At 63.7% G+C, this 22,551-nt stretch carries 20 protein-coding genes and 3 tRNA genes; 3 read left to right on the forward strand and 20 right to left on the reverse strand.

Features of this window, described 5'->3' with window-relative positions; all coding sequences use genetic code 11:
* Positions 1-14 precede the first annotated feature (14 nt).
* Entirely contained in the window at positions 15-1,124 is a 1,110-nt protein-coding gene (locus SADO_RS10065; protein ID WP_353111075.1) for a 5-methyltetrahydropteroyltriglutamate--homocysteine S-methyltransferase, read from the forward strand.
* Positions 1,125-1,145: 21 nt separating this feature from the next.
* Here SADO_RS10065 and SADO_RS10070 read toward each other — a convergent pair whose 3' ends face one another.
* From SADO_RS10070 to SADO_RS10095, 6 genes are read right to left on the reverse strand one after another with little or no spacing between them, the layout of a single operon-like run.
* Positions 1,146-2,159 carry an Ldh family oxidoreductase gene (locus SADO_RS10070; protein ID WP_353111076.1) on the reverse strand — a complete coding sequence of 338 codons (1,014 nt, stop codon included), beginning with the start codon at positions 2,157-2,159 and terminating at the stop codon, positions 1,146-1,148.
* Positions 2,160-2,197: 38 nt separating this feature from the next.
* Entirely contained in the window at positions 2,198-3,082 is an 885-nt protein-coding gene (locus SADO_RS10075; RefSeq protein ID WP_353111077.1) for an HpcH/HpaI aldolase/citrate lyase family protein, read from the reverse strand.
* Entirely contained in the window at positions 3,079-3,540 is a 462-nt protein-coding gene (locus SADO_RS10080) for a MaoC family dehydratase (RefSeq protein WP_353111078.1), read from the reverse strand. The genes SADO_RS10075 and SADO_RS10080 overlap by 4 nt, the downstream gene beginning before the upstream one ends.
* A gap of 38 nt (positions 3,541-3,578) precedes the next feature.
* Complete coding sequence (locus SADO_RS10085; RefSeq protein ID WP_353111079.1) at positions 3,579-5,567, reverse strand: acetyl/propionyl/methylcrotonyl-CoA carboxylase subunit alpha; 1,989 nt, start codon at positions 5,565-5,567, stop codon at positions 3,579-3,581.
* A gap of 19 nt (positions 5,568-5,586) precedes the next feature.
* On the reverse strand, positions 5,587-7,194 hold the full coding sequence (locus tag SADO_RS10090) for a carboxyl transferase domain-containing protein (RefSeq protein ID WP_353111080.1): 1,608 nt from the start codon (positions 7,192-7,194) through the stop codon (positions 5,587-5,589).
* Between the two features lie 8 nt (positions 7,195-7,202).
* Positions 7,203-8,351 carry an isovaleryl-CoA dehydrogenase gene (locus tag SADO_RS10095; RefSeq protein ID WP_353111805.1) on the reverse strand — a complete coding sequence of 383 codons (1,149 nt, stop codon included), beginning with the start codon at positions 8,349-8,351 and terminating at the stop codon, positions 7,203-7,205.
* A gap of 176 nt (positions 8,352-8,527) precedes the next feature.
* On the opposite strand from SADO_RS10095, the gene SADO_RS10100 reads away from it, so the two are divergent.
* On the forward strand, positions 8,528-9,136 hold the full coding sequence (locus SADO_RS10100) for a TetR/AcrR family transcriptional regulator (RefSeq protein WP_353111081.1): 609 nt from the start codon (positions 8,528-8,530) through the stop codon (positions 9,134-9,136).
* Positions 9,137-9,625: 489 nt separating this feature from the next.
* Here the strand turns inward: SADO_RS10100 and SADO_RS10105 are convergent.
* From SADO_RS10105 to SADO_RS10150, 10 genes are all read right to left on the reverse strand, one after another.
* Positions 9,626-9,702: transfer RNA gene (locus tag SADO_RS10105), tRNA-Arg, on the reverse strand.
* Between the two features lie 15 nt (positions 9,703-9,717).
* Positions 9,718-9,810, reverse strand: a tRNA-Ser gene (locus SADO_RS10110).
* Between the two features lie 165 nt (positions 9,811-9,975).
* On the reverse strand, positions 9,976-10,161 hold the full coding sequence (locus SADO_RS10115) for a carbon storage regulator (RefSeq protein WP_353111082.1): 186 nt from the start codon (positions 10,159-10,161) through the stop codon (positions 9,976-9,978).
* A 9-nt stretch (positions 10,162-10,170) separates the two neighbouring features.
* Complete coding sequence (locus SADO_RS10120) at positions 10,171-11,445, reverse strand: aspartate kinase (protein WP_353111083.1); 1,275 nt, start codon at positions 11,443-11,445, stop codon at positions 10,171-10,173.
* Positions 11,446-11,528: 83 nt separating this feature from the next.
* Positions 11,529-14,135 (reverse strand): alanine--tRNA ligase, encoded by a 2,607-nt coding sequence (gene alaS / locus SADO_RS10125; RefSeq protein ID WP_353111084.1) that lies wholly within the window; start codon positions 14,133-14,135, stop codon positions 11,529-11,531.
* Between the two features lie 91 nt (positions 14,136-14,226).
* Positions 14,227-14,526, reverse strand: coding sequence for an MTH1187 family thiamine-binding protein (locus SADO_RS10130; RefSeq protein ID WP_353111085.1), 300 nt, complete (start codon positions 14,524-14,526; stop codon positions 14,227-14,229).
* Between the two features lie 52 nt (positions 14,527-14,578).
* Positions 14,579-15,061, reverse strand: coding sequence for a regulatory protein RecX (locus SADO_RS10135; RefSeq protein ID WP_353111086.1), 483 nt, complete (start codon positions 15,059-15,061; stop codon positions 14,579-14,581).
* 29 nt (positions 15,062-15,090) lie between these two features.
* Positions 15,091-16,179, reverse strand: a complete 1,089-nt coding sequence (recA, locus tag SADO_RS10140) for a recombinase RecA (RefSeq protein ID WP_353111087.1) — start codon at positions 16,177-16,179, stop codon at positions 15,091-15,093.
* An 83-nt stretch (positions 16,180-16,262) separates the two neighbouring features.
* Positions 16,263-16,817 carry an RNA 2',3'-cyclic phosphodiesterase gene (thpR, locus tag SADO_RS10145; RefSeq protein ID WP_353111088.1) on the reverse strand — a complete coding sequence of 185 codons (555 nt, stop codon included), beginning with the start codon at positions 16,815-16,817 and terminating at the stop codon, positions 16,263-16,265.
* 14 nt (positions 16,818-16,831) lie between these two features.
* Positions 16,832-17,341 (reverse strand): CinA family protein, encoded by a 510-nt coding sequence (locus SADO_RS10150; RefSeq protein WP_353111089.1) that lies wholly within the window; start codon positions 17,339-17,341, stop codon positions 16,832-16,834.
* Positions 17,342-17,470: 129 nt separating this feature from the next.
* Here SADO_RS10150 and mutS point away from each other — a divergent pair, with 129 nt between their 5' ends.
* Positions 17,471-20,107 (forward strand): DNA mismatch repair protein MutS, encoded by a 2,637-nt coding sequence (gene mutS, locus SADO_RS10155; RefSeq protein ID WP_353111090.1) that lies wholly within the window; start codon positions 17,471-17,473, stop codon positions 20,105-20,107.
* 4 nt (positions 20,108-20,111) lie between these two features.
* Here the strand turns inward: mutS and SADO_RS10160 are convergent, their stop codons facing one another.
* The 4 genes from SADO_RS10160 to SADO_RS10175 all read right to left on the reverse strand — a co-directional run bounded on the left by SADO_RS10160 (position 20,112) and on the right by SADO_RS10175 (position 22,542).
* The gene (locus tag SADO_RS10160) at positions 20,112-20,339 is read right to left on the reverse strand and encodes a DUF2970 domain-containing protein (protein ID WP_353111091.1); all 228 of its coding nucleotides are present in this window, start codon (positions 20,337-20,339) and stop codon (positions 20,112-20,114) included.
* Positions 20,340-20,341: 2 nt separating this feature from the next.
* Positions 20,342-20,842 (reverse strand): DUF2505 domain-containing protein, encoded by a 501-nt coding sequence (locus SADO_RS10165; RefSeq protein ID WP_353111092.1) that lies wholly within the window; start codon positions 20,840-20,842, stop codon positions 20,342-20,344.
* A gap of 40 nt (positions 20,843-20,882) precedes the next feature.
* Positions 20,883-22,289, reverse strand: a complete 1,407-nt coding sequence (locus SADO_RS10170; protein WP_353111093.1) for an ABC1 kinase family protein — start codon at positions 22,287-22,289, stop codon at positions 20,883-20,885.
* Positions 22,290-22,466: 177 nt separating this feature from the next.
* Positions 22,467-22,542 (reverse strand) — tRNA-Met (locus SADO_RS10175).
* Positions 22,543-22,551 lie beyond the last annotated feature (9 nt).

Raw genomic sequence — 22,551 nt, forward strand, 5'->3', positions numbered from 1 at the left:
GACAGGAGCAAACCATGCAAAGAAACAAACCACCCTTTCGCTGTGACCACGTTGGCAGCCTGCTGCGGCCGGCGCATCTCATGGACGCCCGCGCCCAGTACGCGCGCAAAGAAATCGACGCCGATGCCCTGCGCGCGATCGAGGACGAGGCGATTGCCGATGTCGTGCGCAAGCAGGAGAACGTCGGCCTGAAATGCGTCACCGATGGCGAGTTCCGTCGCGCCTATTTCCATCTGGATTTTCTCCAGCAGCTCGACGGCGTAAGCGTGACCGGCGGTATCGATGCCAACAAGAGCGCCAAGGCCTCGGGCGACGGTTTCACCCCGCCCAAGCTGAGCGTCACCGGCAAGCTGCGCCACGCACGCAATATCCAAGTCGCGGACTACGAGTATCTCGCCTCGCAGAGCGGCGTGATGCCGAAGGTCTCGATCCCGTCGCCGACCATGGTGCATTTCCGCGGCGGGCGTGCGGCGATTGATATCGAGGCTTATCCGGAAATGGACGAGTTCTTCGAGGATCTGGCCCAGTGCTACCGCGACGAAATCCGCGTGCTTTATGACGCCGGCTGTCGCTACATCCAGCTCGACGACACCAACCTCGCCTATCTGTGTGATCCGGACATGCGCGCCGCCGCTGCCGATCGCGGTGATGACCCGAACGAGCTGCCGCATCGCTACGCCGAGCTGATCAATTCGGCGCTGCAGGGCCGGCCAGACGACCTTACCGTCGGTGTGCATCTGTGCCGCGGCAACTATCGCAGTACCTGGTTCGCCCAGGGCAGCTACGAGCCGGTTGCCGACGTGCTGTTCAACGAACTCGACGTCGACGCCTACTTCCTTGAATACGACGACGAACGCTCGGGCGATTTCGCGCCGCTGCGCTTCGTGCCCAAGGGCAAGGACGTCGTGCTCGGGCTCGTATCCTCCAAGCTGGCCGCGCTCGAATCCCACGATGAGCTGGCGACCCGTATCGACGAGGCGGCGCAGCACGTGCCGCTGGATCAGCTCTGCCTGAGCCCGCAGTGCGGCTTTTCGAGTACGGCCGAGGGCAACGAGATCACCGAGGACGACCAATGGGCCAAGCTCGAGCGCGTAGTGAAGACCGCTGAAAAGGTCTGGGGCTAAACTCGTCCGCCTTCGCGGCGCTCAGTCGATGAGCTGATTCAGCTCGTCGACGAGCGCTGCATTCACGCGTACAAAACCGTCGGCCTTCGTCTGGCGTCGCGCTGCGCGCCGACGCTGCGACGGCAGACGCGCGCCCTGATCGACGATGCCCTCGAACAGTCGCTCCGCCGCCGCGCTCTGGTCTTTTGTGTCAGGTGCGAATGCGGCGGGGTCGATCGCGATAATCAATTCGCCATGAAACGGCGCCGCGCCGCGGCCGGCATCGAACTGCTGTGACTGTCCACTGGTGAGATCGCCGATGAGCGGCCCGGCGAGCAGTTCGATCAGGGTTGCCAGCGCGCTGCCCTTGTGCCCGCCGAAAGGCAGCATCGCGCCCTCAAGTGCGGCGTGCGCATCGATTGTGGGTGCGCCGGTTCTGTCCAGCGCCCAGCCCGGTTGCAGCGCGCGATCTTCGCGCGCGTGCAGTTCGATATCGCCACGCGCGATTGCGCTGGTCGCGAAGTCGAAAACATAGGGGTCGTTATTCGGCCGCGGCCAGGCAAAAGCCAACGGGTTTGTGCCGAACAGCCCCCGCTTGCCGCCGAAGGGCGCGACCCAGGCATGGCTCGGTGTCATCGCCAACCCGACCAGGTTCTCGGCGGCGAGCCGTTCCACCTCGGGCCATAGCGCGGTGAGGTGAAAACAGCGGTTGATGGCCATCGCCGCGATGCCGCCACGGCGTGCCTTGTCGATGAGCATCGGTAACCCGCGCTCGAATGCCAGCGGCGAGAAACCACCACCCGCATCGACCTTCACGACCGCCGCAGCGTGATCGACCACGGTCGGTGCCACACCGCCGTCGGCGACTCCGTCCCGGCACGCCTGCGCGATCCCGATCAGGCGATAGATGCCGTGCGAATGACAGGCGTCGTGCTCCGCAGCGAGCACAGTCTCCGCAATCGCGCGGGTATGGTCGGCGCCGAAGCCGTTGTGGCGCAGCACCGCGTAGGCAAGCGAGGCGAGTTCATCGAGCGTTATATCGCGAGTTTCAGCCATTGCTTGCTTCTCACTTGTTGCCGGTCACACGCCACGCCTTATTTTTCGTCGCGCCGCGCCAGAATTCCCGCGGCGGTCTTCATGTGTGGTTCGTCGACCATGCGCCCGTCGAGCGAGAAGGATGCTGCATCCGGGTTCTCTTCACGCAGCGCCTGAACGCGTTGCGCCCACTCAATCGCCGCGGCGTCCGGTGCGAGGCCGGTATTGATGGGTTCGAGCTGGGCCGGATGGATCGCCATTTTCGCGACGTAGCCGAGTTCGCGCGCCAGATCACATTCGTCGGCCAACGCGTCCATGTCGCGGAAATTGGCGCTGATCGTGTCGATGGCATCGATACCGGCGGCGGCGGCCATCAGCAGGCAATGCATCTGCACGGCCTGCATCAGGAGTTGCTGTGCCGGCGTCGCACCGGGCAACGGGACGCGCCCCAGCGCGGCCGATAGATCCTCGGTACCCCAGCTGTAACCACGCAGGCGCGGATGCCCCTGCGCCAGGCTCGACGCCTGCGCGCCGACCAAGGCAGTCGCGGTTTCCGTGATGATGCCGACGATGCCGGTCGAACCCATCGCGACGCCGTCGCGGGCTTCCAGCGCATCGAGCCAGTCCCCCATCCGGTTGAGCTGGCCGCGATCTTCGAGTTTGGGATGAAACACGCCGGTCACGCGATCGAGCGGCAATGCTGCCAGTTCGGCGAGCGCGCGCGCCGGATCGGCGGCGTTGAGTCGCACCCAGAATTCGCGCTCGTGAGACACCTCAGTCGTGCGCAGGAATTCGCAGGTCGTGGCAAGCGCTTCAGCCTTGTTCGCCTCGGCAACGGAATCCTCGAGATCGAGGATCAACGCGTGCGCGGCCGACTGCGCGGCCTTGTCCATCTTGCGTGCCGAATCGCCGGGCACGAACAGATAAGAGCGCACTGCCTTCATGCAGCACTCTCCCCGCGACAACGCATCATCGCCTGGCGGGTGCAGGTCGCCACCTCGTCGCCGTGCTGGTTGTAGGCACGATGGATGAATTCGATGATGCCGACATCCGGTTTCGAGCGGCTGCGCCGCGCACTGGCGACCTCGGAGACCACCGAGATCGTGTCGCCCTGGAACACCGGATTGGGAAAGCGCGTATCGGTCATGCCGAGATTGGCGACCGTGGTGCCCAACGTGGTGTCGTGTACCGAGATGCCGATCATCAGCGCGAGGGTGAACAGGCTGTTCACCAGCGGCTGGCCGAACTGGCTCTGCTCGGCGAAGTGGCGGTCGATATGCAGCGGCTGCGGATTCATCGTCATGCCGCAGAAGAGCATGTTGTCGGACTCGGTCGCCGTGCGGGTCAGCGCGTGCTCGAAACGCTGCCCCACTTCGAATTCCTCGAAATACAATCCGGCCATTGGCCTCTCCTTCTCTCCGCGCGAACGCGTCTTGATCGTTATGCGCTTGTGTCGGGCGCGTCGCCGTCCGCTTCGAACTCGAACAGTTCCGCGCCCTCGCTGACCTGATCGCCCACCGCGCAGTCGTAGCGTACGACGGTACCGCTGGCCGGCGCCTTGATGGTCAGCTCCATCTTCATCGCTTCCATGACAAGTATCGGCGTGCCGGCCTCGACGTGCGCGCCGGCCTCGTGATTGATGGCCACGATCGTGCCGGGCATCGGTGCCGTCAGCTCGGCCTGCGGGTCATCCACCGCGGCCGCTTCGGCGAGCGGATCGCGCCAGACAATCTCGTGCTGCGCGCCCGCGACGAAAACATGGCGTGCCGCAGCCGGTCCGACCAGCGAGACATCCTGTTGCGATGCGCCGAGGGTCAGTCGATGGCGCGCGCCGTCCAGTGCGATCAGCACTGCGCACTCGCCGTCGAGATGCAGCCCGTCGGCCGCGTATGTCACACGGATCTCGCGCTCCTGCTCGCCTGCGGCGAACGTCAGGGTTCGATGCTGTGCCGCATTCAGCCGCCAGCCGTCGGACAACGCCCAGGGCGACCCGCTGGTCGAAACGTCCTCGCGTTCGTCGGCCAGCAACGCCAGCGCCGCCGCCTGAAAGAACACGCCCGGCACGGCCTGGTTGGCAGGTGCGAGCGCTGCCATTTCGCGCTCGATCAGGCCGGTATCGACCGTTCCGGATCTGAAGGCCTCGTGACCGATCAGCCGGGCGAGAAACTCGCCGTTGTGACGCACGCCCACGATCTGCAGACCCGCGAGTGCTGTCAGCATGCGTTCGACGGCAGCCGCGCGGTCGTGGTCCCAGACAATCAGCTTCGCGATCATCGGGTCGTAATGTGGCGTGATCTCGTCGCCCTGCTCGACGCCGCTGTCCAGGCGGACATGCGCCGATGCTTCGGGTGCAACGAAATGCGCCAGCCGGCCGATCGACGGCAGAAAGCCGCGCGCCGGGTCCTCGGCATAGAGCCGCACTTCGATGGCGTGGCCCGCGATCGCGAGCGCCGATTGTTCACGCGGCAGCGGCTCTCCGGCGGCAATGCGCAGCTGCCATTCGACCAGGTCGAGGCCGGTAATCAGTTCGGTCACCGGATGCTCGACCTGCAGGCGTGTATTCATCTCCATGAAATAGAACGCGCCGCTATCGTCGGCGATGAACTCGACCGTACCGGCGCCGACATAATCCACCGCCCGCGCCGCGTTGCAGGCTGCCTCGCCCATGCGGGTGCGCTGCGCATCGTCGATACCGGGCGCCGGGGCTTCCTCGACCACTTTCTGGTGGCGGCGCTGGGCCGAGCAGTCGCGCTCGAACAGGCTCACGGTGTGGCCATCGTGATCGGCGAATATCTGGATCTCGATATGGCGTGGCCGTTCGAGATATTTCTCGATCAGCACGTGATCGTTGCCGAAACTGGCCTGCGCCTCGCGCTGGCAGGACGTCAGTTCCTCGGCAAAGGCATCGGCCGACCGGACCACGCGCATGCCCTTGCCGCCGCCGCCAGCCGAGGCCTTGATGATGACCGGGTAGCCGATTCGATCGGCCTCGGTTTGCAGAAGCTCAGCGCTCTGATCGTCGCCGTGATAGCCCGGCACCAGCGGTACGCCGGCCTCGTCCATCAGGCGCTTGGCGGCCGACTTCGCGCCCATCGCGCGGATCGCGGCGATCGGCGGGCCGATGAACACCACGCCGGCGTCGTGACAGGCCTGAGCGAAATCCTCGTTCTCGGACAAAAAACCATAACCCGGATGGACTGCCTCGGCGCCGGCGCGCTGAGTGACCTCGACGATCCGCTCGCCGCGCAGATAGCTTTCACTCGAAGCCGCCGGCCCTACGCAAAACGCTTCGTCGGCCAGGCGCACGTGACGCGCGGCCGCATCGGCCTCGGAATACACCGCGACGGTGCGCACGCCCAGCCGGCGACAGGTGTCGATGATGCGACAGGCGATTTCGCCGCGGTTGGCAATCAGTATTTTCTTGAACATGACTTCGATTCCCGACCGGCTACATGCGGAAGATGCCGAATCGCGTCTCGGCGATCGGTGCGTTCGCGGCGGCGGCGAGGCCCAGGCCGAGGGTGCGCCGCGTCTGGGCAGGGTCGATGATGCCGTCATCCCAGAGCCGGGCGGTGGCGTAGTACGGGCTGCTCTGCTGCTCGAACTGATCCTGAGTGGGTTTCTTGAACGCGGCCTCGTCTTCTTCCGACCAGTCCTCGCCGCGCGCTTCCATGGCATCGCGGCGTACCGTGGCCAGGACTCGCGCTGCCTGCTCGCCGCCCATCACCGAAATACGTGAGTTCGGCCAGCTCCACAAAAACCGCGGGCTATAGGCTCGCCCGCACATGCCGTAGTTGCCGGCGCCGTAGGAACCACCGACCAGCACCGTGAACTTGGGCACCTGCGCGGTGGCCACCGCGGTCACCAGCTTGGCGCCGTGGCGGGCAATGCCTTCGTTCTCGTACTTGCGCCCGACCATGAAGCCGCTGATGTTCTGAAGGAACAGCAGCGGAATACGACGCTGCGCGCACAGCTCGACGAAGTGGGCGCCCTTCACAGCCGACTCCGAAAACAGCACGCCGTTGTTGGCCACGATACCCACCGGATAACCGTGGACATGAGCGAAACCGGTCACCAGCGTGGTGCCGAAACGAGCCTTGAACTCGTCCAGTCGCGAGCCGTCGACGATACGCGCAATGACTTCGCGGATATCGAACTGCTTGGACAGATCTGCCGGCACGATGCCGTAGAGCTCGTCCGGATCGTAGAGCGGCGGCTCGGGTGTGGCCGACTGCGCGATCGACGGCGTGGCCACCGGCAGATGGCTGACGATACGGCGCACGATCGACAGCGCATGGGCATCGTTTTCGGCCAGGTGATCGGCCACGCCGGACAGGCGCGTATGCACATCGCCGCCACCCAGATCCTCGGCGCTGACCTCTTCGCCCGTCGCGGCCTTCACCAGCGGCGGGCCGCCGAGAAAGATCGTGCCCTGCCCCCGCACGATCACCGCTTCGTCCGACATCGCCGGCACATAGGCGCCGCCCGCGGTACAGGAGCCCATCACGCAGGCGATCTGCGGAATACCCAAGGCGGACATATTCGACTGGTTGTAGAAGATACGGCCGAAGTGATCGCGATCGGGAAAGACCTCGTCCTGCATGGGCAGAAAGGCGCCGCCCGAATCGACGAGATAGACACAGGGCAGCCGGTTTTCGAGCGCGATCTCCTGCGCGCGCAGGTGCTTCTTCACTGTGACCGGATAGTAGGTGCCGCCTTTCACCGTGGCGTCATTCGCCACGATCACGCATTCGCGACCTTGGATACGGCCGATGCCGGCGACTACGCCTGCGGCCGCTATACGACCGTCGTACATCTCGTGGGCCGCCAGCGGCGCGATCTCGAGAAACGGCGTACCGGGATCGAGCAGCAGATCGATACGTTCGCGTACCGGCAGCTTGCCGCGACCGATATGCTTCTGGCGCGCGGACTCGGAGCCGCCGAGCGCGGTCTCCTCGGTGATCTGGCGGAGCTTGCCAACCAGTTCGCTCAGCGCGGCGTGGTTGGCGCGATACTCTTCGCTACGGGTGCTGACGTTGGAGGCGATGACGCTCATCGATCGTCCTACCGATTCTCGTTGAACAGTTCGCGGCCAATGAGCATGCGTCGGATTTCCGAAGTGCCGGCGCCGATCTCGTAGAGCTTGGCGTCGCGCCACAGGCGGCCGGTGGCGTATTCGTTGATATAGCCGTTACCGCCGAGCGCCTGGATCGCCTGGCCGGCCATCCAGGTCGCCTTTTCGGCGCTATAGAGAATCGCGCCGGCGGCGTCCTTGCGCGTGGTCTGGCCGCGATCGCAGGCACGCGCGACCGCGTAGACATACGCCCGACAGGCATTGAAGCCGACATACATGTCGGCCAGCTTGGACTGCATCAGCTGGAACTCGCCGATCGCCTGACCGAACTGCTTGCGCTCGTGCACATACGGCACGACCTCGTCTAGACAGGCCGCCATGATCCCAAGCGGGCCGCCGGAAAGCACCACGCGTTCATAGTCGAGGCCGGACATGAGCACGTTCACGCCGCGGCCGACTTCGCCGAGCACGTTCTCTTTCGGCACTTCGCAATCCTCGAAAACCAGCTCGCAGGTGTTGGAGCCGCGCATGCCCAGCTTGTCGAGCTTCTGCGCGGTCGAAAAACCCGGAAAGTCCTTTTCAATGATGAAGGCCGTGATGCCTTTCGAGCCGGCGTCCGGATCGGTCTTGGCATAGACGATCAGCGTGTCCGCATCCGGGCCGTTGGTGATCCACATCTTGTTGCCGTTGAGCACATAACGGTCGTCGCGCGCCTCGGCGCGCAGCTTCATGCTCACGACATCCGACCCCGCACCGGGCTCCGACATGGCGAGTGCACCGATATGCTCACCGGAGACGAGCTTCGGCAGGTACTTGTCCTTCTGTGCGTCGCTGGCGTTGCGCCGCAGCTGGTTGATGCACAGATTGGAATGCGCGCCGTACGACAGGCCCACCGAGGCCGAGGCGCGCGAGATCTCTTCCATCGCCACGACATGCGCCAGATAACCCAGCCCGGTGCCGCCATAGGCCTCGTCGACCGTCAGCCCGAGCAGGCCGATATCGCCGAACTGGGGCCAGAGCTCGTTGGGGAAGACGTTGTCCTGGTCGATCAGCGCGGCGCGCGGAGCGATCTCGTTGCCTGCGAATTGACGGGCCAGCTCACGCAACTGGTCGACATCTTCGCCCAGTCCGAAATCCATTGATGCCAGATCCATGACTGCTTCTCCCCGCCTTTGATTTATCCGCCGATCTTTCCTGTATGAGCGTCCGCCTACTGCACCCTGACCTAGTCACGCACGCAGATCGGTGGAGTTCACTTCGAGGATGCAACATACTTAAGTGAATCCGGATTCGCAAAACAAATCACAATTCACTTATGGCCTATCAGCGTTCCCCGCTCATGGAAGAGCGGCTTGCCGACAATCGCGCCCGCATCATGCGCGCGACACGCCAATTGATCGCCGCCGGCGGCTTCCGCGAGGTCTCGATCACGGCAGTCGCTCGCGCGGTGGGATTGTCGACCGGCGCGATCTATCGCTACTTCCCGTCCAAGTCCGAACTCTATGTACAGGCGCTGGTGGACGCAGTCGATCACGAGGTCGCAGTACTGCGTGAAATTGTTGATACGGACGATCCCGCCACCGATCGCCTGCGAGCCGCCATCCGGTCTTTCACCAGCCGCGCGCTCAAGGGCCCGCACCTGGCCTATGCCTTCATTGCAGAGCCGATTGACGCCGAGGTAGATGCCGGACGCATCGTTTGCCGAGAGCGCTTCGGGGAGGTATTCAAGGATGTGCTGCGCGACGGTATCGCCGCCGGCGAATTCCCCGATCAGTCGGTAGACGTGGGCGCCGCCTGCCTGGTCGGCGCCTTCACCGAAGCGCTGGTACGGCCGGTGGCGGCTACCGAGAAAACTGCGGACGCGGAACGGCTGGTCGATGCCATTACCGGGTTCTGTTTCCGCGCGGTCGTTGGACGCACCTGAACGGCGCATACGTAAGAAACGCCCTTCGCGGCCCTCGCTGACTGATCGCGCCTGACCAGCTATTAACTAGCGTTAGAGAGGAAGACGCCCGAACAAGTCCGGCACAAAGAAGGCCTGGGTGAGAGCTTTCTCTTCGCCTGCTGAAGCCAGGAAGATGATTCGACGGATACGACGCCTCCGCCGGGGTCGCACAGCGGACACTGGACGATTCAGCCACTCAACCGGCTGTAGAACCATTTCTATCTATCGGGCTCGCGCCTGAAACCTCCAGACAAAAAAAAGCCCATCTGATGATGAGCCTCTTTCTTTGCAGGGGGCGCCCGGGAAGATCACTCGCGGCTACGCCGCTCGCCCTTCGGGCCGGTGCGACTGCGTCGCCCCGTTCAACCACGCTGCGCGCGGTTGTCGAACGATTATCATCTGTCGGGATTTCGAATAAATCGTCAGACACAAAAAAGGCCCATCTGATGATGAGCCTTCTTCTTTGCATGGTGCGCCCGGGAAGATTCGAACTCCCGACCTTGCGGTTCGTAGCCGCACGCTCTATCCAACTGAGCTACGGGCGCTTTGACTAGTTGTCATGGCGGAGAGGGAGGGATTCGAACCCTCGAAGAGGCTATAAACCCCTTACTCCCTTAGCAGGGGAGCGCCTTCAGCCACTCGGCCACCTCTCCTGAAATTCGTTGTCCTTATCGAACGCAACCGCCGTTCACTAGAGCCGTTTGCGTCGACTGTTCGAACAAACCGACTTACTGAAGTAGCGGCCTTGCGAGAACGAACGTGCATTCGTTCAAGGCCGCGAATAATACCGGTGTAACCGGCGCGGGTAAACCCCTTGTCTACTTTTGATTTGTACCGGTTTCCGAATCATCCTCGGGGGTCGCTGCGTCCACAGCCTCGATACGCACGTCGCGCGGCGCCTCGACACCGATGCGCACCGTCTGCCCATCGGTATCGAGAACACGCACTTCAATCTCGTCGCCGAGTTGCAGCGCTTCGCCTGCGCGCCGTTCGTAGACGAGCACGACCTGGCCTTAGCCCTGGTCTGCCGACGGCGTGAGCTCGCTTTCGACCTTCTTCGGCTCTTCGTCGAGTTCGAATTCGTCGTGCAGCGCGCGTACCGCGAGTTCGAGATACTTGGTCTCGATCACGATCGAGATCTTGATCTCTGTGGTCGAGATCATGCGCACGTTGATGTTCTCGTTCGCCAGCACCTTGAACATGCGCGCGGCGACGTTCGCATGCGAGCGCATGCCCACGCCCACGAGCGACACCTTGGCGATGCCGGCCTGGCCGGAAACGTCGCGCGCCCCCAGATCCTTGGCGGACTTCTCCAGCAGCTCCTTGGCCGCATCGAAGTCACGGGTATGCACGGTGAAGGTGAAGTCTGTCAGCGTGAAATCGCTGCTCGAATCGCCCGAGACGTTCTGCAGGATCATGTCGACTTCGATGTTGTTCTCGCCGATCGGGCCGAGCAGCGCATAGGCAATGCCGGGACGGTCGGGCACGCCGAGCACGGTGAGCTGGGCTTCGTCCTTGGTAAAGGCGATACCGGAAATGATCGGTTCTTCCACTTGATTCTCCAATGTAATGAGCGTGCCGGGGCCGTCGTCGAAGGTGGACAGTACGCGCAGCGGCACGCCGTACTTGCCGGCGAATTCCACGGCGCGTATCTGCAGCACCTTGGAGCCGAGACTGGCCATCTCCAGCATTTCCTCGAAGGTGATCTGTTCCAGACGCCGCGCACCCGAAACCACGCGCGGATCAGTCGTATACACGCCGTCCACGTCCGTATAGATCTGGCATTCATCGGCGCCGAGCGCGGCCGCAAGCGCCACCGCCGTGGTGTCCGAGCCGCCGCGACCGAGTGTCGAGATCTCGTTGTTCTCGGTCACGCCCTGAAAACCGGCCACTACCGTTACGTCGCCATCGTCCAGCGCGCTGCGCAGATTTTCCGGGTCGATGCTCTGGATACGTGCCTTGCCGTGCGAATCGTCAGAGACGATCGGAACCTGCCAGCCCGTGAACGAACGTGCGGATACGCCGGCGTGGCGCAGCGCCATCGACAGCAGCGAGATGGTGACCTGCTCGCCGGTGGACAGCAGCACGTCCATCTCACGTGCGATCGGGCGGCTTTCGAGTTCGTCCGCCAACCCCTGCAGGCGATCGGTCTCGCCGCCCATCGCGGAGACCACGACGACGACCTGGTCGCCGTTATCGCGGTAGCCCTTGATCTTCTGGGCGATGCGTTTGATCTTGTCGACCGTGCCGACGGAAGAGCCGCCGTATTTCTGGACAATCAATGCCATGGAATATCGTCTTCCTTGCCGGGCACGGGGTCGCGCGCCCTGGGTGAAAATTCGATTGTACTAATATCTGCGCGCGGCGCCCGCTAATCGACGCTGCGCTGTTCGACCCAAGCGTAGACACTTTCCAGTGCCTCATCGAGTTTGCCGGCATCGCTGCCGCCGGCTTGCGCCATGTCCGGCCGACCGCCGCCCTTGCCGCCGACCTGCTCGGCAACGAAGTTGATCAGTTCGCCTGCCGGCAGCGTCTTGCTCTGGCCCTTGGCCACGCCGGCAATCAGCGCGACCTTGCCTTCGGCCGCCGCGCCGAGCACGACGACTGCGTTATCGAGCTTGTTCTTGAGCGCATCGACAGTATCGCGCAGAACCTTGCGATCGGCGCCGTCCATGCGTTTGACCACGACTTGCGCCCCGCCAATCTCGCGTGCGCTATCGACCAGGTCGTCGCCCTGGCTGGCGGCGAGCTTCTGGTTCGCCTGATCGAGCTGTCTCTCCAGACCTGCGACGCGCTCGAGCATGCGATCGAGCTTGTCTTCGAGTTCGGCCGGCGATGCCTTCAGGCGTGAGGCCACGCGAATCTCGCGGGCCGACGCGTCCTGCACCCACTTGAGCGCATGGTCGCCGGTCACGGCTTCCAGACGCCGAACACCGGCCGCCACACCGCGCTCCTCGGTGACCTTGATCAGGCCGATCGCGCCGCTGGCCGGGGCGTGGGTACCGCCGCACAGCTCGACCGAGTAGTCGCCGAAGCGCACTACACGCACCTCGTCGCCGTATTTCTCGCCGAAGAACGCCAGCGCGCCCTCGGCGATCGCCTCGTCGTAGCTGCGGGTGTAGAACTCGCCCTGGATGTTTTCGCGCACACGGGCATTCACCTGGGCTTCGATATCGGCCAGGTTTTCAGGCGTGACCGACTCGTAATGCGCGAAATCGAAGCGCAGCCGATCGGGCGCAACCATGGAACCCTTCTGGCGCACATGCGTGCCCAGCGTCTCGCGCAGCGCGGCGTGCAGCAGATGGGTCGCCGTGTGATTGAGCTCGATCGCCCTGCGGCGTTCGAGATCGACACGGGCGTCCACGGCCTGCTTCGCTGCGAACTCGCCGTTCTCGACACGCCCGAAGTGCAGGAACACGCCGTTCTGTTTCTGGGTATCGGTAACCACGAAACAGGCACCGTCGGCCTCGATCACGCCGAGGTCGCCGAGCTGACCGCCGGATTCGCCGTAGAACGGCGTGCGATCGAGAACGAGCACGCCCTCGTCACCGGCTGCGAGCCGGTCCACTGGCTGCTCGTTCTGGATCGTGCTGAGCACGGTCGCTGAGCCGCTGGTTTCGGTGTAACCGATGAATTCGGTCGGCTCGTCGATCTCGAGCTTGGCGTGGTAGTCGGCGCCGAACTGGCTGGCTGCGCGGGCACGCTCGCGCTGGGCGCTCATGGCCGCGTCGAAACCGCGGGTATCCAGCGTCAGCTCACGCTCGCGGGCCACGTCGTTGGTCAGGTCGACCGGAAAACCATAGGTGTCATAGAGCTTGAACACGGTTTCGCCGGGGATCTCGGTGCCGCTCATCTCGCTGATGGCATCCTCGAGAATACGCAGGCCCTGGGCCAGCGTGAGCGCGAAACGCTCTTCTTCCTGCTCCACCACGCGCTCGATCTGCGCCTGCGAATCGGCCAATTCCGGAAAGGCCTCGCCCATGAGTTCGACCAGCGGGGCGACCAGTTTGTAGAAGAAGGTGCCCGTCGCGCCCAGCTTGTGGCCGTGACGAATCGCACGCCGCATGATCCGGCGCAGCACGTAGCCACGGCCTTCGTTCGCCGGCATCACGCCGTCGGTGATCAGGAATGCGGTCGCGCGAATATGATCGGCCACGACCTTGAGCGACGCATGGTCGGAATCGGCCGGGATGCCGATCGCATCGGCCGTGGCTGCCATCAACTTCTTGAAGACGTCGATCTGGTAGTTGTCGTGGGTGCCCTGCATGACCGCTGCAACGCGCTCCAGGCCCATGCCGGTGTCGATGGACGGGCTGGGCAGATCGACCATGGTGCCGTCGGGCTGGCGGTCGTACTGCATGAACACGAGGTTCCAGATTTCGACAAAGCGATCGCCGTCCTCTTCCGGCGTGCCGGGCGGTCCGCCGTTGATATGGTCGCCGTGGTCGTAGAAGATTTCGGAACAGGGACCGCAGGGGCCCGTGTCGCCCATCTGCCAGAAGTTGTCCTTGGCGCCGATACGCGAAAAGCTGTCTTCCGACACGCCGATCTCGTCGAGCCAGATACGTGCGGCTTCCTCGTCTTCCTCGTAGACCGTCACCCACAGCTTTTCCGCGGGCAGTCCCAGTTCCACGGTGAGGAATTCCCACGCGAACTGAATGGCCTCGCGCTTGAAATAGTCACCGAAGCTGAAGTTGCCCAGCATCTCGAAGAAGGTGTGATGACGCGCGGTATAGCCGACGTTCTCGAGATCGTTGTGCTTGCCGCCGGCGCGTACGCAGCGCTGCGAAGACACGGCACGGCTGTAGTCACGCTTGTCGCGGCCGAGGAATACGTCCTTGAACGGCACCATGCCGGCGTTGGTGAACAACAGGGTTGGATCTGACGCGGGCACGAGGCTGCTCGAAGCAACAAACCGATGCTTGTGACGTTCGAAATATTCGACGAAACGCGCGCGCAACGCGTTGGTGGACATCATGGGCGGGCGCCTCTTCTACAAAATCAGCGTGGGGCAAATAGCCCGCTAGTCTAGCAGAGCACCCGCGCCGGCCCTACCGCATTCGGCGCGCCTATTCACGTCCTGCATGAACGCTGTCGATCTTGTCCTGATTGCTCTGCGCGCGATCGGTGCGGCTGCCGACCTTGATGGTCGTGAACACGCGGGGTGCGCCCAGGTCGTGGATGGTTTCGTGGCATTCCCGGAAGGCAGCGAATACGTCGTCCCACTCGCCTTCGACGTTGGTGCCGTAGGCATGCAGCACGGGATTGAGTCCCGCCGCTTCCAGGATCGGCCGGCAGGCCGCGACATAGCGCGAGACCGATACGCCCACGCCCATGGGTATGACACAGATTTCGGCGGTGACTTTCATGGGCAACTCCATGCGGGACATACCTGCATCTTCCGACGTCGCGTAGCCGCTATCAATCCTCGAACGCGGCCTGCAATGCGTCGCCATCGAAACCGCGCCGCTGCAGAAACCGCATCTGTTTTGCCTTCGCGGGGAAATCGGCGGGCATTTCGTCACCGAAGCGTTTGCGCCGCACCGCCTCCGCGAGCGCGTGCCAGTCCACCTCGGCATCTTCCAACGCACGGTCGATCTCGAAATCGGAGACCTTGACCGCGGTGAGGTCGGCACGGATACGTATCGGACCGATACCGCGCGCAGCGCGCGAGGCCACCATGGCGTCTGCATAGCGGCTCTCAGATAAAAGCCCGTCGTCGATCAGCTCATCGAGAACGGTCGCGATCGTGTCTCGATCGTGATCACGCTTGGCGAGCTTGATCGCCAGTTCAGCCGGCGCATGTTCGCGGCGGGCAAGGAAGTCCATCGCCCGCTTGCGGATAGCGAGCCGCTCGGCGTCTGGGTCGAGCGGCTCGACTTCGGTCGAATCGTCGTCGATCATCCGACAGTGGGCGCGGGCGGCAGAACCGTTTAGCTGCTCTTGCCGCCGCTCTGCGCGGAATCAAGCAGATCGGAACTCTCGCTCTTCTCGGCGGCAGCCTTAGCCTCGGCCTCTTCCTTCTTGCTGCGCCGCGGCGCAAGCAGCTTCTCGCGCAGGGCGTCTTCCAGCTGCTGCGCGATCTCGGGATTTTCCTTGAGGAAGTTGCGGGCGTTGTCCTTGCCCTGGCCGACCCGGTCGCCGTTGTAGGAATACCAGGAACCTGCCTTCTCGATCAGGTTATTGGCCACGCCCAGATCGATGATCTCGCCTTCGCGCGAGCTGCCCTCGCCGTAGAGGATTTCGAACTCGGCCTTGCGGAACGGCGGTGCCATCTTGTTCTTGACCACCTTCACGCGGGTCTCGTTGCCGATCACCTCGTCGCCCTTCTTGATCGCGCCGATACGGCGGATATCCAGACGCTGGGACGCGTAGAACTTGAGCGCGTTACCCCCCGTGGTGGTCTCCGGACTGCCGAACATCACGCCGATCTTCATGCGGATCTGGTTGATGAACATCACCGTGGTGCCGGTACGCTTGATGTTGGCGGTGAGCTTGCGCAGTGCCTGGCTCATCAGACGCGCCTGCAGGCCGACATGGGAATCGCCCATCTCGCCCTCGATCTCGGCCTTGGGCGTGAGCGCGGCCACGGAGTCGACCACGACGATGTCCACCGCCGCCGAACGCACCAGCATGTCGGCGATCTCGAGCGCCTGCTCACCGGTATCCGGCTGCGAGATCAGCAGATTCTCGATATCCACGCCCAGCGCCTCGGCGTAGGTCGGATCCAACGCATGCTCGGCGTCGATGAAGGCTGCGGTGCCGCCGGCCTTCTGGCATTCGGCGATCGCCTGCAGCGTGAGCGTGGTCTTGCCCGAAGATTCCGGGCCGTAGATCTCGACCACACGGCCTCGCGGATAGCCGCCAATACCAAGAGCGATATCCAGGCTCAGCGAGCCGCTCGAAATGGACGGAATATTGGTGGTGTCCTGGTCGCCCATGCGCATGACCGAGCCTTTGCCGAACTGGCGCTCGATCTGGCTGAGTGCGGCGGCCAGTGCCTTTTTACGATCTTCGTCCATAATTCTCGTCACTTTTCATGGGGATACGGTCGCCATTCCGAGTGGCGCCCGGTATCGAAATCGGGCCATCGGCGGCCATTATTTCACAACCTGAACGCCTCGACCGAAGCCGGCAGAAGCGGCCATCGACGCAGTTCGCGATAGGCGCCGGGCGCGCCGTTCACGCCACTCGCGATCAACGAAAAATCGGTTACGGGCCAGCGTATCGGTGTGATCGATCGCGTTTCCAGTACCGCCGCTTTGCGCTCGATCGTGATATGCGGACGAAAGCGCCTGCCATCAATAGCCGAATGTGTATTTTTATACAGCATTCGAGACAGGGCTGGCAACGCCTGGGGTGGCTCGCTCGGGGCGAGCCAGTTGATGCCGGCATGGGCAAAACCGCCGACATGGTCCAGCGCCAGCGCGAAAGCCGGCATCTGCGCCGCGTCGCCACGCGCCAACAACGTATCGATCTGCATATCGTCCACGTTGCCGATGAACGCCAGTGTGAGGTGCAAGCGATCGGTAGACACCGCCTGCCCCGTCAGTCCAAGAGACTGTGCCAGTTCGCCAATTTCCGCCGCGACCGAAGCTGGCGGCATGAGCGCGAAGAAAACGCGGCTGCGTGATTCGCAGGCATGGCGCGGCGCCGGCATATAACGCGCGGCTGTTACTGCGCGTCGGCCCGCTCGCGCAGGCCGACTAGTGCAGCGACCACGCTCTGACGGCGCACTTCCGCGCGCTCACCGTCGAACTGGTAGCGCACCACATCAGGACGACCTGCGCGCGCCATCCAGCCAATGAAGACCGTGCCTACCGGCTTGTCTTCGCTGCCACCGCCCGGGCCGGCGACGCCGGAAACCGCAACTGCCCAATCCGCCGGGCTGTGCGCAAGCGTGCCCTCGAGCATGGCAGCAACCACCGGCTCGCTGACGGCACCGTGCGCCTCCAGCAAGGCATCGGGAACGCCAAGGCATTCCTGTTTCGCGGCATTCGAATAAGTGACGAAGCCGCGCTCGAACCAGTCGGAGCTCCCCGCGCGGTCGGTACAGGCCGCCGCGATCATCCCGCCAGTGCAGGATTCCGCCGTCGCCAATCTCTGACCGCGGCCCGGCAGCAGCGTGGCAAGTTGCTCGACGAGCGAGGCAATGGATTTCTGGGCATCGTAAGCTGCGATCATCCAACGTATTATGCCAACAATCGCGCCTGCGAAGAGACGCCGATTGCGTCTACAATCCGCGCCCGCCCACACGGGCCGCCTTCGACGACTGGCGCAGGCACCGGCCCGGCCCTGACCAAGTAAAGGCTCATGAGCGCATCCCGCACCGGCGAACAACGCAACGAGATCTCGCCCGACGATTTCACTCAGCACACGCCGATGATGCGCCAGTATCTCGGCATCAAGGCGGACTATCCGCACATGCTGCTGTTCTATCGCATGGGTGATTTCTACGAGCTGTTCTTCGACGACGCCCACCGCGCCGCCGAGCTGCTCGATATCACCCTTACCGCGCGCGGTGAATCGGCCGGACGCTCGATCCCGATGGCCGGGGTGCCCTATCACGCCGCCGAGGGTTATCTGGCGCGCCTGATCGCAAAGGGCGAATCGATCGCCATCTGCGAACAGCTGGAAGCGCCGGGCGCGACCAAGGGCCCGGTCAAGCGTGAGGTCGTACGCGTGGTCACGCCGGGCACGGTCACCGACGATGCCCTGCTCGAGGCCCGGCGCGCCAACCTGATCGTGGCCCTCGCGCCGGCCAAGCGCGCGATCGGCATTGCGGTGCTGGAACTGGCGCGCGGCGATTTCGCGGTCACCGAAGTTGCCGACGATACCGCACTGGCCGCCGAACTAGCGCGTCTGGATCCGGCCGAAATCGTGATCGGCGAGCAGTCGACGCTGGATCTGCCCAGCGACGGCGTCGCGATCACCCGTCGTCCGAGCTGGCTGTTCGATGCGGTCAGCGCACGACGCCGGCTCGAAGGCTTTTTCGAGGTCGCCCAGCTCGACGCCTTCGGCTGTGCCGATCTGCCGCGTGCGATTGCCGCGGCGGGCGCACTGGTCGATTACGTCGAAGCCACCCAGCAGGCGGCGCTATCGCATATCAAGAGCCTGCGCACCTACGCGGTGACCGATACGCTGGTGCTGGATGCTTCGACCCGCCGCAACCTGGAAATCGAACGCAGTGCGAGTGGCGACACGCGCCATAGCCTGGTCGGCTTGCTCGATCGCTGTGCCACGCCGATGGGCGCCCGCGCGCTGCGCCGCTGGCTGGCCGAGCCGCTGCGCAACTTCGATATCCTGCGCCATCGCCATTTGGCGATCGAAACGCTGCTGTCCGGCAGCCATGCCGGGCTGTCGGAACGGCTCAAGGAAGTGCCGGACGTCGAGCGTATCGCCACCCGAATCGCGCTCGCCTCGGCGCGCCCGCGCGATCTGTCCGGGCTGAGCCGTGCGCTGGTCGCCCTGCCGGCGATTCGCAGGACGCTGGCCGGTCTCGACGCGCCGCTGCTGGCCGCGCTGCACGAACAGATCGACCCGGCCGAGGAAGTCCGCGCCCTGCTCGAGCGTGCCGTGATCGACAATCCGCCGGTGGTGATCCGCGACGGCGGCGTGATCGCGCCCGGCTACGATGACACGTTGGACGAGCTCCGCAACCTGTCGGCCAACGCGGACGGCTTCCTCGCCGAACTGGAAATGCGCGAGCGCGAACGCACCGGCGTGGAGACGCTCAAGGTCGGCTATAACCGCGTGCACGGCTATTACATCGAGATGGGCCGGATGCACGCCGAGAAGGCACCGATCGACTACCAGCGGCGCCAGACGCTCAAGGCGGTCGAACGTTACATCACCCCGGAACTGAAGAAATTCGAGGACCAGGTGCTCTCCGCGCGAGAGCGCGCGCTGGCACGCGAGAAGGCGCTCTACAACGAGCTGGTCGAAAGTCTGGCCGCGCATCTGCCGCGGCTGCAGGCGATCGCCGCGGGCCTTGCCAGCCTCGACGTGCTCTGCGCGCTGACCCGCTGCGCACTCGATTGCCACTGGGTTGCGCCAACCCTGACCGATACGCCGGGCATCCAGATCACCGGCGGGCGCCATCCGGTCGTGGAGCGTTTTTCCGACACGCCGTTCGTGGCCAACGACACCGTGCTCGACGACGACTGCCGGCTGCTGCTGATCACTGGCCCGAACATGGGCGGCAAATCCACGTACATGCGCCAGACCGCGCTGATCGTGCTGCTGACCCATATCGGCAGCTTCGTGCCGGCCGATGCCGCGACCATCGGTCCGCTGGATCGCATCTTCACGCGTATCGGCGCGGGAGATGACCTATCGGCCGGCCAGTCGACCTTCATGGTCGAAATGAGCGAGACCGCGCAGATTCTGCACCACGCCACTGATCGGTCACTGGTACTTCTCGACGAAATCGGGCGCGGCACCTCGACCTACGACGGCCTGGCGCTGGCCCGCGCGGTGGCAGAGCGGCTGGCGCGCCACAACCACTCTTACACCCTGTTCGCGACCCACTACTTCGAGCTGACCCAACTGGCCGAGAATTGGCCCGCCAGCCGAAATGCACATTTCGAAGTGGCCGACTACAACAACGGCGGCGAACAGAAACTGGTGTTCCTGCACGCGATCCGGCCCGGCCCGGCATCGCGCAGTTTCGGCTTGCAGGTGGCCGCACTCGCCGGCGTGCCGCGTACGGTGATTCGCCAGGCCGAAAAGCATCTGGCGGAGCTGGAAGCCCAGTCGCGCGCCGAATCCGGTCCCCAGATGGGCCTGTTCGAACCGGCCCCGGAAGTGAAAAAGCCGGCCGAACCCGATCCGTTACACGACGCGATCACCGATCTGGACTGCGACGACATGACGCCGCGCGAAGCGCTCGATCTGCTTTACCGTCTCAAGCGTATTGCGAGCGAGCGCAGCGATACGCCGGGCGGCTAGCCCACTAGCCGGCGAACGACGTCGCCATTTTCACCAGCCCGACGAGCAGCACGATCAGCAGGATCGTCGCCAGCAGGCCGAGCAGAATAAAGTGACTGGCCTTGCCGCGAGTGAAGTCCCGCTCGCGGTTGGCGCTGGACTGCACGCCGAAGAAGGCCGCCAGCACGCTAACCCAGCTTTGCCAGAGCGTCGGCGGCTTGCCTTCGCGCTCGCGCTTGTCGTCATGTGCCACGATCAGGCCGCAGCGTAGTCGCTCGCCATCTTGTTCGACAGCGCCATATCGCTATGCAGGCGATCAGTGATCGGACCGGCGATGGCCTTTTCGATCTTGGAGCCAAGCAGCGGCACCTGGGCATCGATATCAAAACGCAGTGTCAGTCGAGCCTTGCCGTTCTGCTCGCTGAGTTTCAGGTCGATGGTGATATCCACCGGCGCCTTCTCGATATCGATATCGATACGGCCGCTCTGGCTGGCCACGTTCCAGACATCCGTCTGGCGCAGCATGATGCGGTCGCCGACCCGCTTCTTGATGATGTCCGGGAACGAGAGCTTGTTGGCGTCCAGCGCATGACGAACGGTGATGGAGAAACGATCGTCCGTCTTCTGGCTATCGACGAGTTCGGGCTTGCGACCACCGAGACGCTCGTACTTATCCAGGAAATAATCCTGGTCGGTGAACATCCGGAGCATGACCTCCGCCGGATAATCGAAATCGAAGGTTTCCTCAAACTTCATCTGTGCCTTTCCTTGGTAATAACTTGCGAACCGCGGCGCGTCAGCTGTCGTCCGACGCTGCCGGTTCGGCTTCACGATAGAGATAGGATGCCAGCATGTCGCGCGCGTCGATCTCGGCGTCGAGCACGGCCAGCAGCACGAATACACCGCCCATGCGCCGGTGCAGGAACACGATCTCGCGCGGCGGGATACGGAACCAACGCGAGATCGCCGCGTCCGACACCGCACGCGAGACACGAAACGGCAGATCCGACTCGCCCCAGCGATAGGCGCCCTGCTCGTTCGCCAGTTCCTCGGGCGGATCGTCCGTGAACGGTTCGATCATGAGCATGCCGACCCGCGCGAAGGCGTCGAAGACATGCTGCGGCGAGTCACGGCGCAACAGATTGATGCCGATCGCGCCGTCGATGAGGCGCTTGGCGTCCTTTTCGAAGGCGCCGGAGACCACATCGTAGTAGGAACCGAGAAAACGCGGGGCGAACTCGCGAGTAGCACCGAAATCGAGCAGCACCATCTGATCCGGGCCGTCATCCTGCAGCCGGATCTTGTAGTTGCCGAAATGCGGATCGGTCTGGACGATGCCCCAGACGAAGAACTCGTTGAAGAACAGGTCCAGCGCGTGGCGGCCAAGCGCATCGCGGCGCGGCTGATCGAGCTGCTGCACGGCCTCGCTCTGCACGTGATGGGCCTGCTCGAAGGACGTCACCAGCACGGTCTCGGTCGAGTATTCCGGAAAGACCTGTGGCACCACGTAGCGGTCGTCGCCTTCCAGCCGGGTGGAGAATTCGCGGGTCATGCGCAGTTCGCGATCGTAATCCACCTCGCGGTAGATCATCTCTCGCACCTCTTCCATGATCGCGTTCAGCTCCATGCCCTTGGGCACCAGCCGCGCCAGGCGCACGATCTGGGTGAGCGTGCGGATATCGCTGTCGATGGCATCGGCCAGACGCGGATACTGGATCTTGACGCACAACTCGAGCCCATCGGACTTGCGTCGTGCGCGATGGACCTGACCCAGTGAAGCTGCCGCCAGCGGCTCCGGATCGATTTCCAGTTCCGACAGGCGCTTCTTGCCCAGGCGCTGGACAACGACCGGTTCCAGGTCTTCCCAGGCAACCGGCGGGCTGTCGTCTTGAAGGCTGCGCAGCACCTCGATCGCTTCGGGCGGCATGAAGTACTGGCCATAGACAGACAGCATCTGCCCGACCTTCATTACGCTGCCTTTCAGCTGGCCGAGCTCGTCCGCAAGGAATTCAGCCTGCTTGACGTAGAAATCGCGGTTGCGGCGCTCCTTGCTTTCCTTGCTGCGGAACATGTTGCCGAGCGTATGGCCCGCAAACGAAGCGCCCGCCATCACGCCCATGCGGGCCATTGCCGCATTACGGTCGAAGGAGCCTGTCTTGAGCTTGAGTGGTTTCCGGTCTTTACGGTCGGAAGAGTTGGCCATACGTCCGGTCGACTGCCGCATAAAGGTCGAAGTCTATCAGGTCATTCGCGCCTGACAGACCGCAGAATCAAGCCATGCGCAGCGAACGGCTGACGCATGAGGGCCAGGCAAAAAAAAGGGACCCGGCGCCTGCCGGATCCCTTTTCAACCTTCGAAAGATCGAAGGTGCACGTCGCCTGGTGGCTATGGGTGGATTTGAACCACCGACTCTCGCATTATGAATGCGATGCTCTAACCCCTGAGCTACATAGCCGGAAAGCCG

The sequence above is a fragment of the Salinisphaera dokdonensis CL-ES53 genome, from assembly GCF_040361215.1.
GTDB lineage: Bacteria > Pseudomonadota > Gammaproteobacteria > Nevskiales > Salinisphaeraceae > Salinisphaera > Salinisphaera dokdonensis.

Bases quoted from the DNA above. Each gene is read 5' to 3' on its own strand.
- SADO_RS10065 (WP_353111075.1), top strand. From the start codon at position 15: ATGCAAAGAAACAAACCACCCTTTCGCTGTGACCACGTTGGCAGCCTG.
- SADO_RS10070 (WP_353111076.1), bottom strand. From the start codon at position 2,159: ATGGCTGAAACTCGCGATATAACGCTCGATGAACTCGCCTCGCTTGCC.
- SADO_RS10075 (WP_353111077.1), bottom strand. From the start codon at position 3,082: ATGAAGGCAGTGCGCTCTTATCTGTTCGTGCCCGGCGATTCGGCACGC.
- SADO_RS10080 (WP_353111078.1), bottom strand. From the start codon at position 3,540: ATGGCCGGATTGTATTTCGAGGAATTCGAAGTGGGGCAGCGTTTCGAG.
- SADO_RS10085 (WP_353111079.1), bottom strand. From the start codon at position 5,567: ATGTTCAAGAAAATACTGATTGCCAACCGCGGCGAAATCGCCTGTCGC.
- SADO_RS10090 (WP_353111080.1), bottom strand. From the start codon at position 7,194: ATGAGCGTCATCGCCTCCAACGTCAGCACCCGTAGCGAAGAGTATCGC.
- SADO_RS10095 (WP_353111805.1), bottom strand. From the start codon at position 8,351: ATGGATTTCGGACTGGGCGAAGATGTCGACCAGTTGCGTGAGCTGGCC.
- SADO_RS10100 (WP_353111081.1), top strand. From the start codon at position 8,528: ATGGCCTATCAGCGTTCCCCGCTCATGGAAGAGCGGCTTGCCGACAAT.
- SADO_RS10120 (WP_353111083.1), bottom strand. From the start codon at position 11,445: ATGGCATTGATTGTCCAGAAATACGGCGGCTCTTCCGTCGGCACGGTC.
- alaS (WP_353111084.1), bottom strand. From the start codon at position 14,135: ATGATGTCCACCAACGCGTTGCGCGCGCGTTTCGTCGAATATTTCGAA.
- SADO_RS10130 (WP_353111085.1), bottom strand. From the start codon at position 14,526: ATGAAAGTCACCGCCGAAATCTGTGTCATACCCATGGGCGTGGGCGTA.
- SADO_RS10135 (WP_353111086.1), bottom strand. From the start codon at position 15,061: ATGATCGACGACGATTCGACCGAAGTCGAGCCGCTCGACCCAGACGCC.
- recA (WP_353111087.1), bottom strand. From the start codon at position 16,179: ATGGACGAAGATCGTAAAAAGGCACTGGCCGCCGCACTCAGCCAGATC.
- thpR (WP_353111088.1), bottom strand. From the start codon at position 16,817: ATGCCGGCGCCGCGCCATGCCTGCGAATCACGCAGCCGCGTTTTCTTC.
- SADO_RS10150 (WP_353111089.1), bottom strand. From the start codon at position 17,341: ATGATCGCAGCTTACGATGCCCAGAAATCCATTGCCTCGCTCGTCGAG.
- mutS (WP_353111090.1), top strand. From the start codon at position 17,471: ATGAGCGCATCCCGCACCGGCGAACAACGCAACGAGATCTCGCCCGAC.
- SADO_RS10165 (WP_353111092.1), bottom strand. From the start codon at position 20,842: ATGAAGTTTGAGGAAACCTTCGATTTCGATTATCCGGCGGAGGTCATG.
- SADO_RS10170 (WP_353111093.1), bottom strand. From the start codon at position 22,289: ATGGCCAACTCTTCCGACCGTAAAGACCGGAAACCACTCAAGCTCAAG.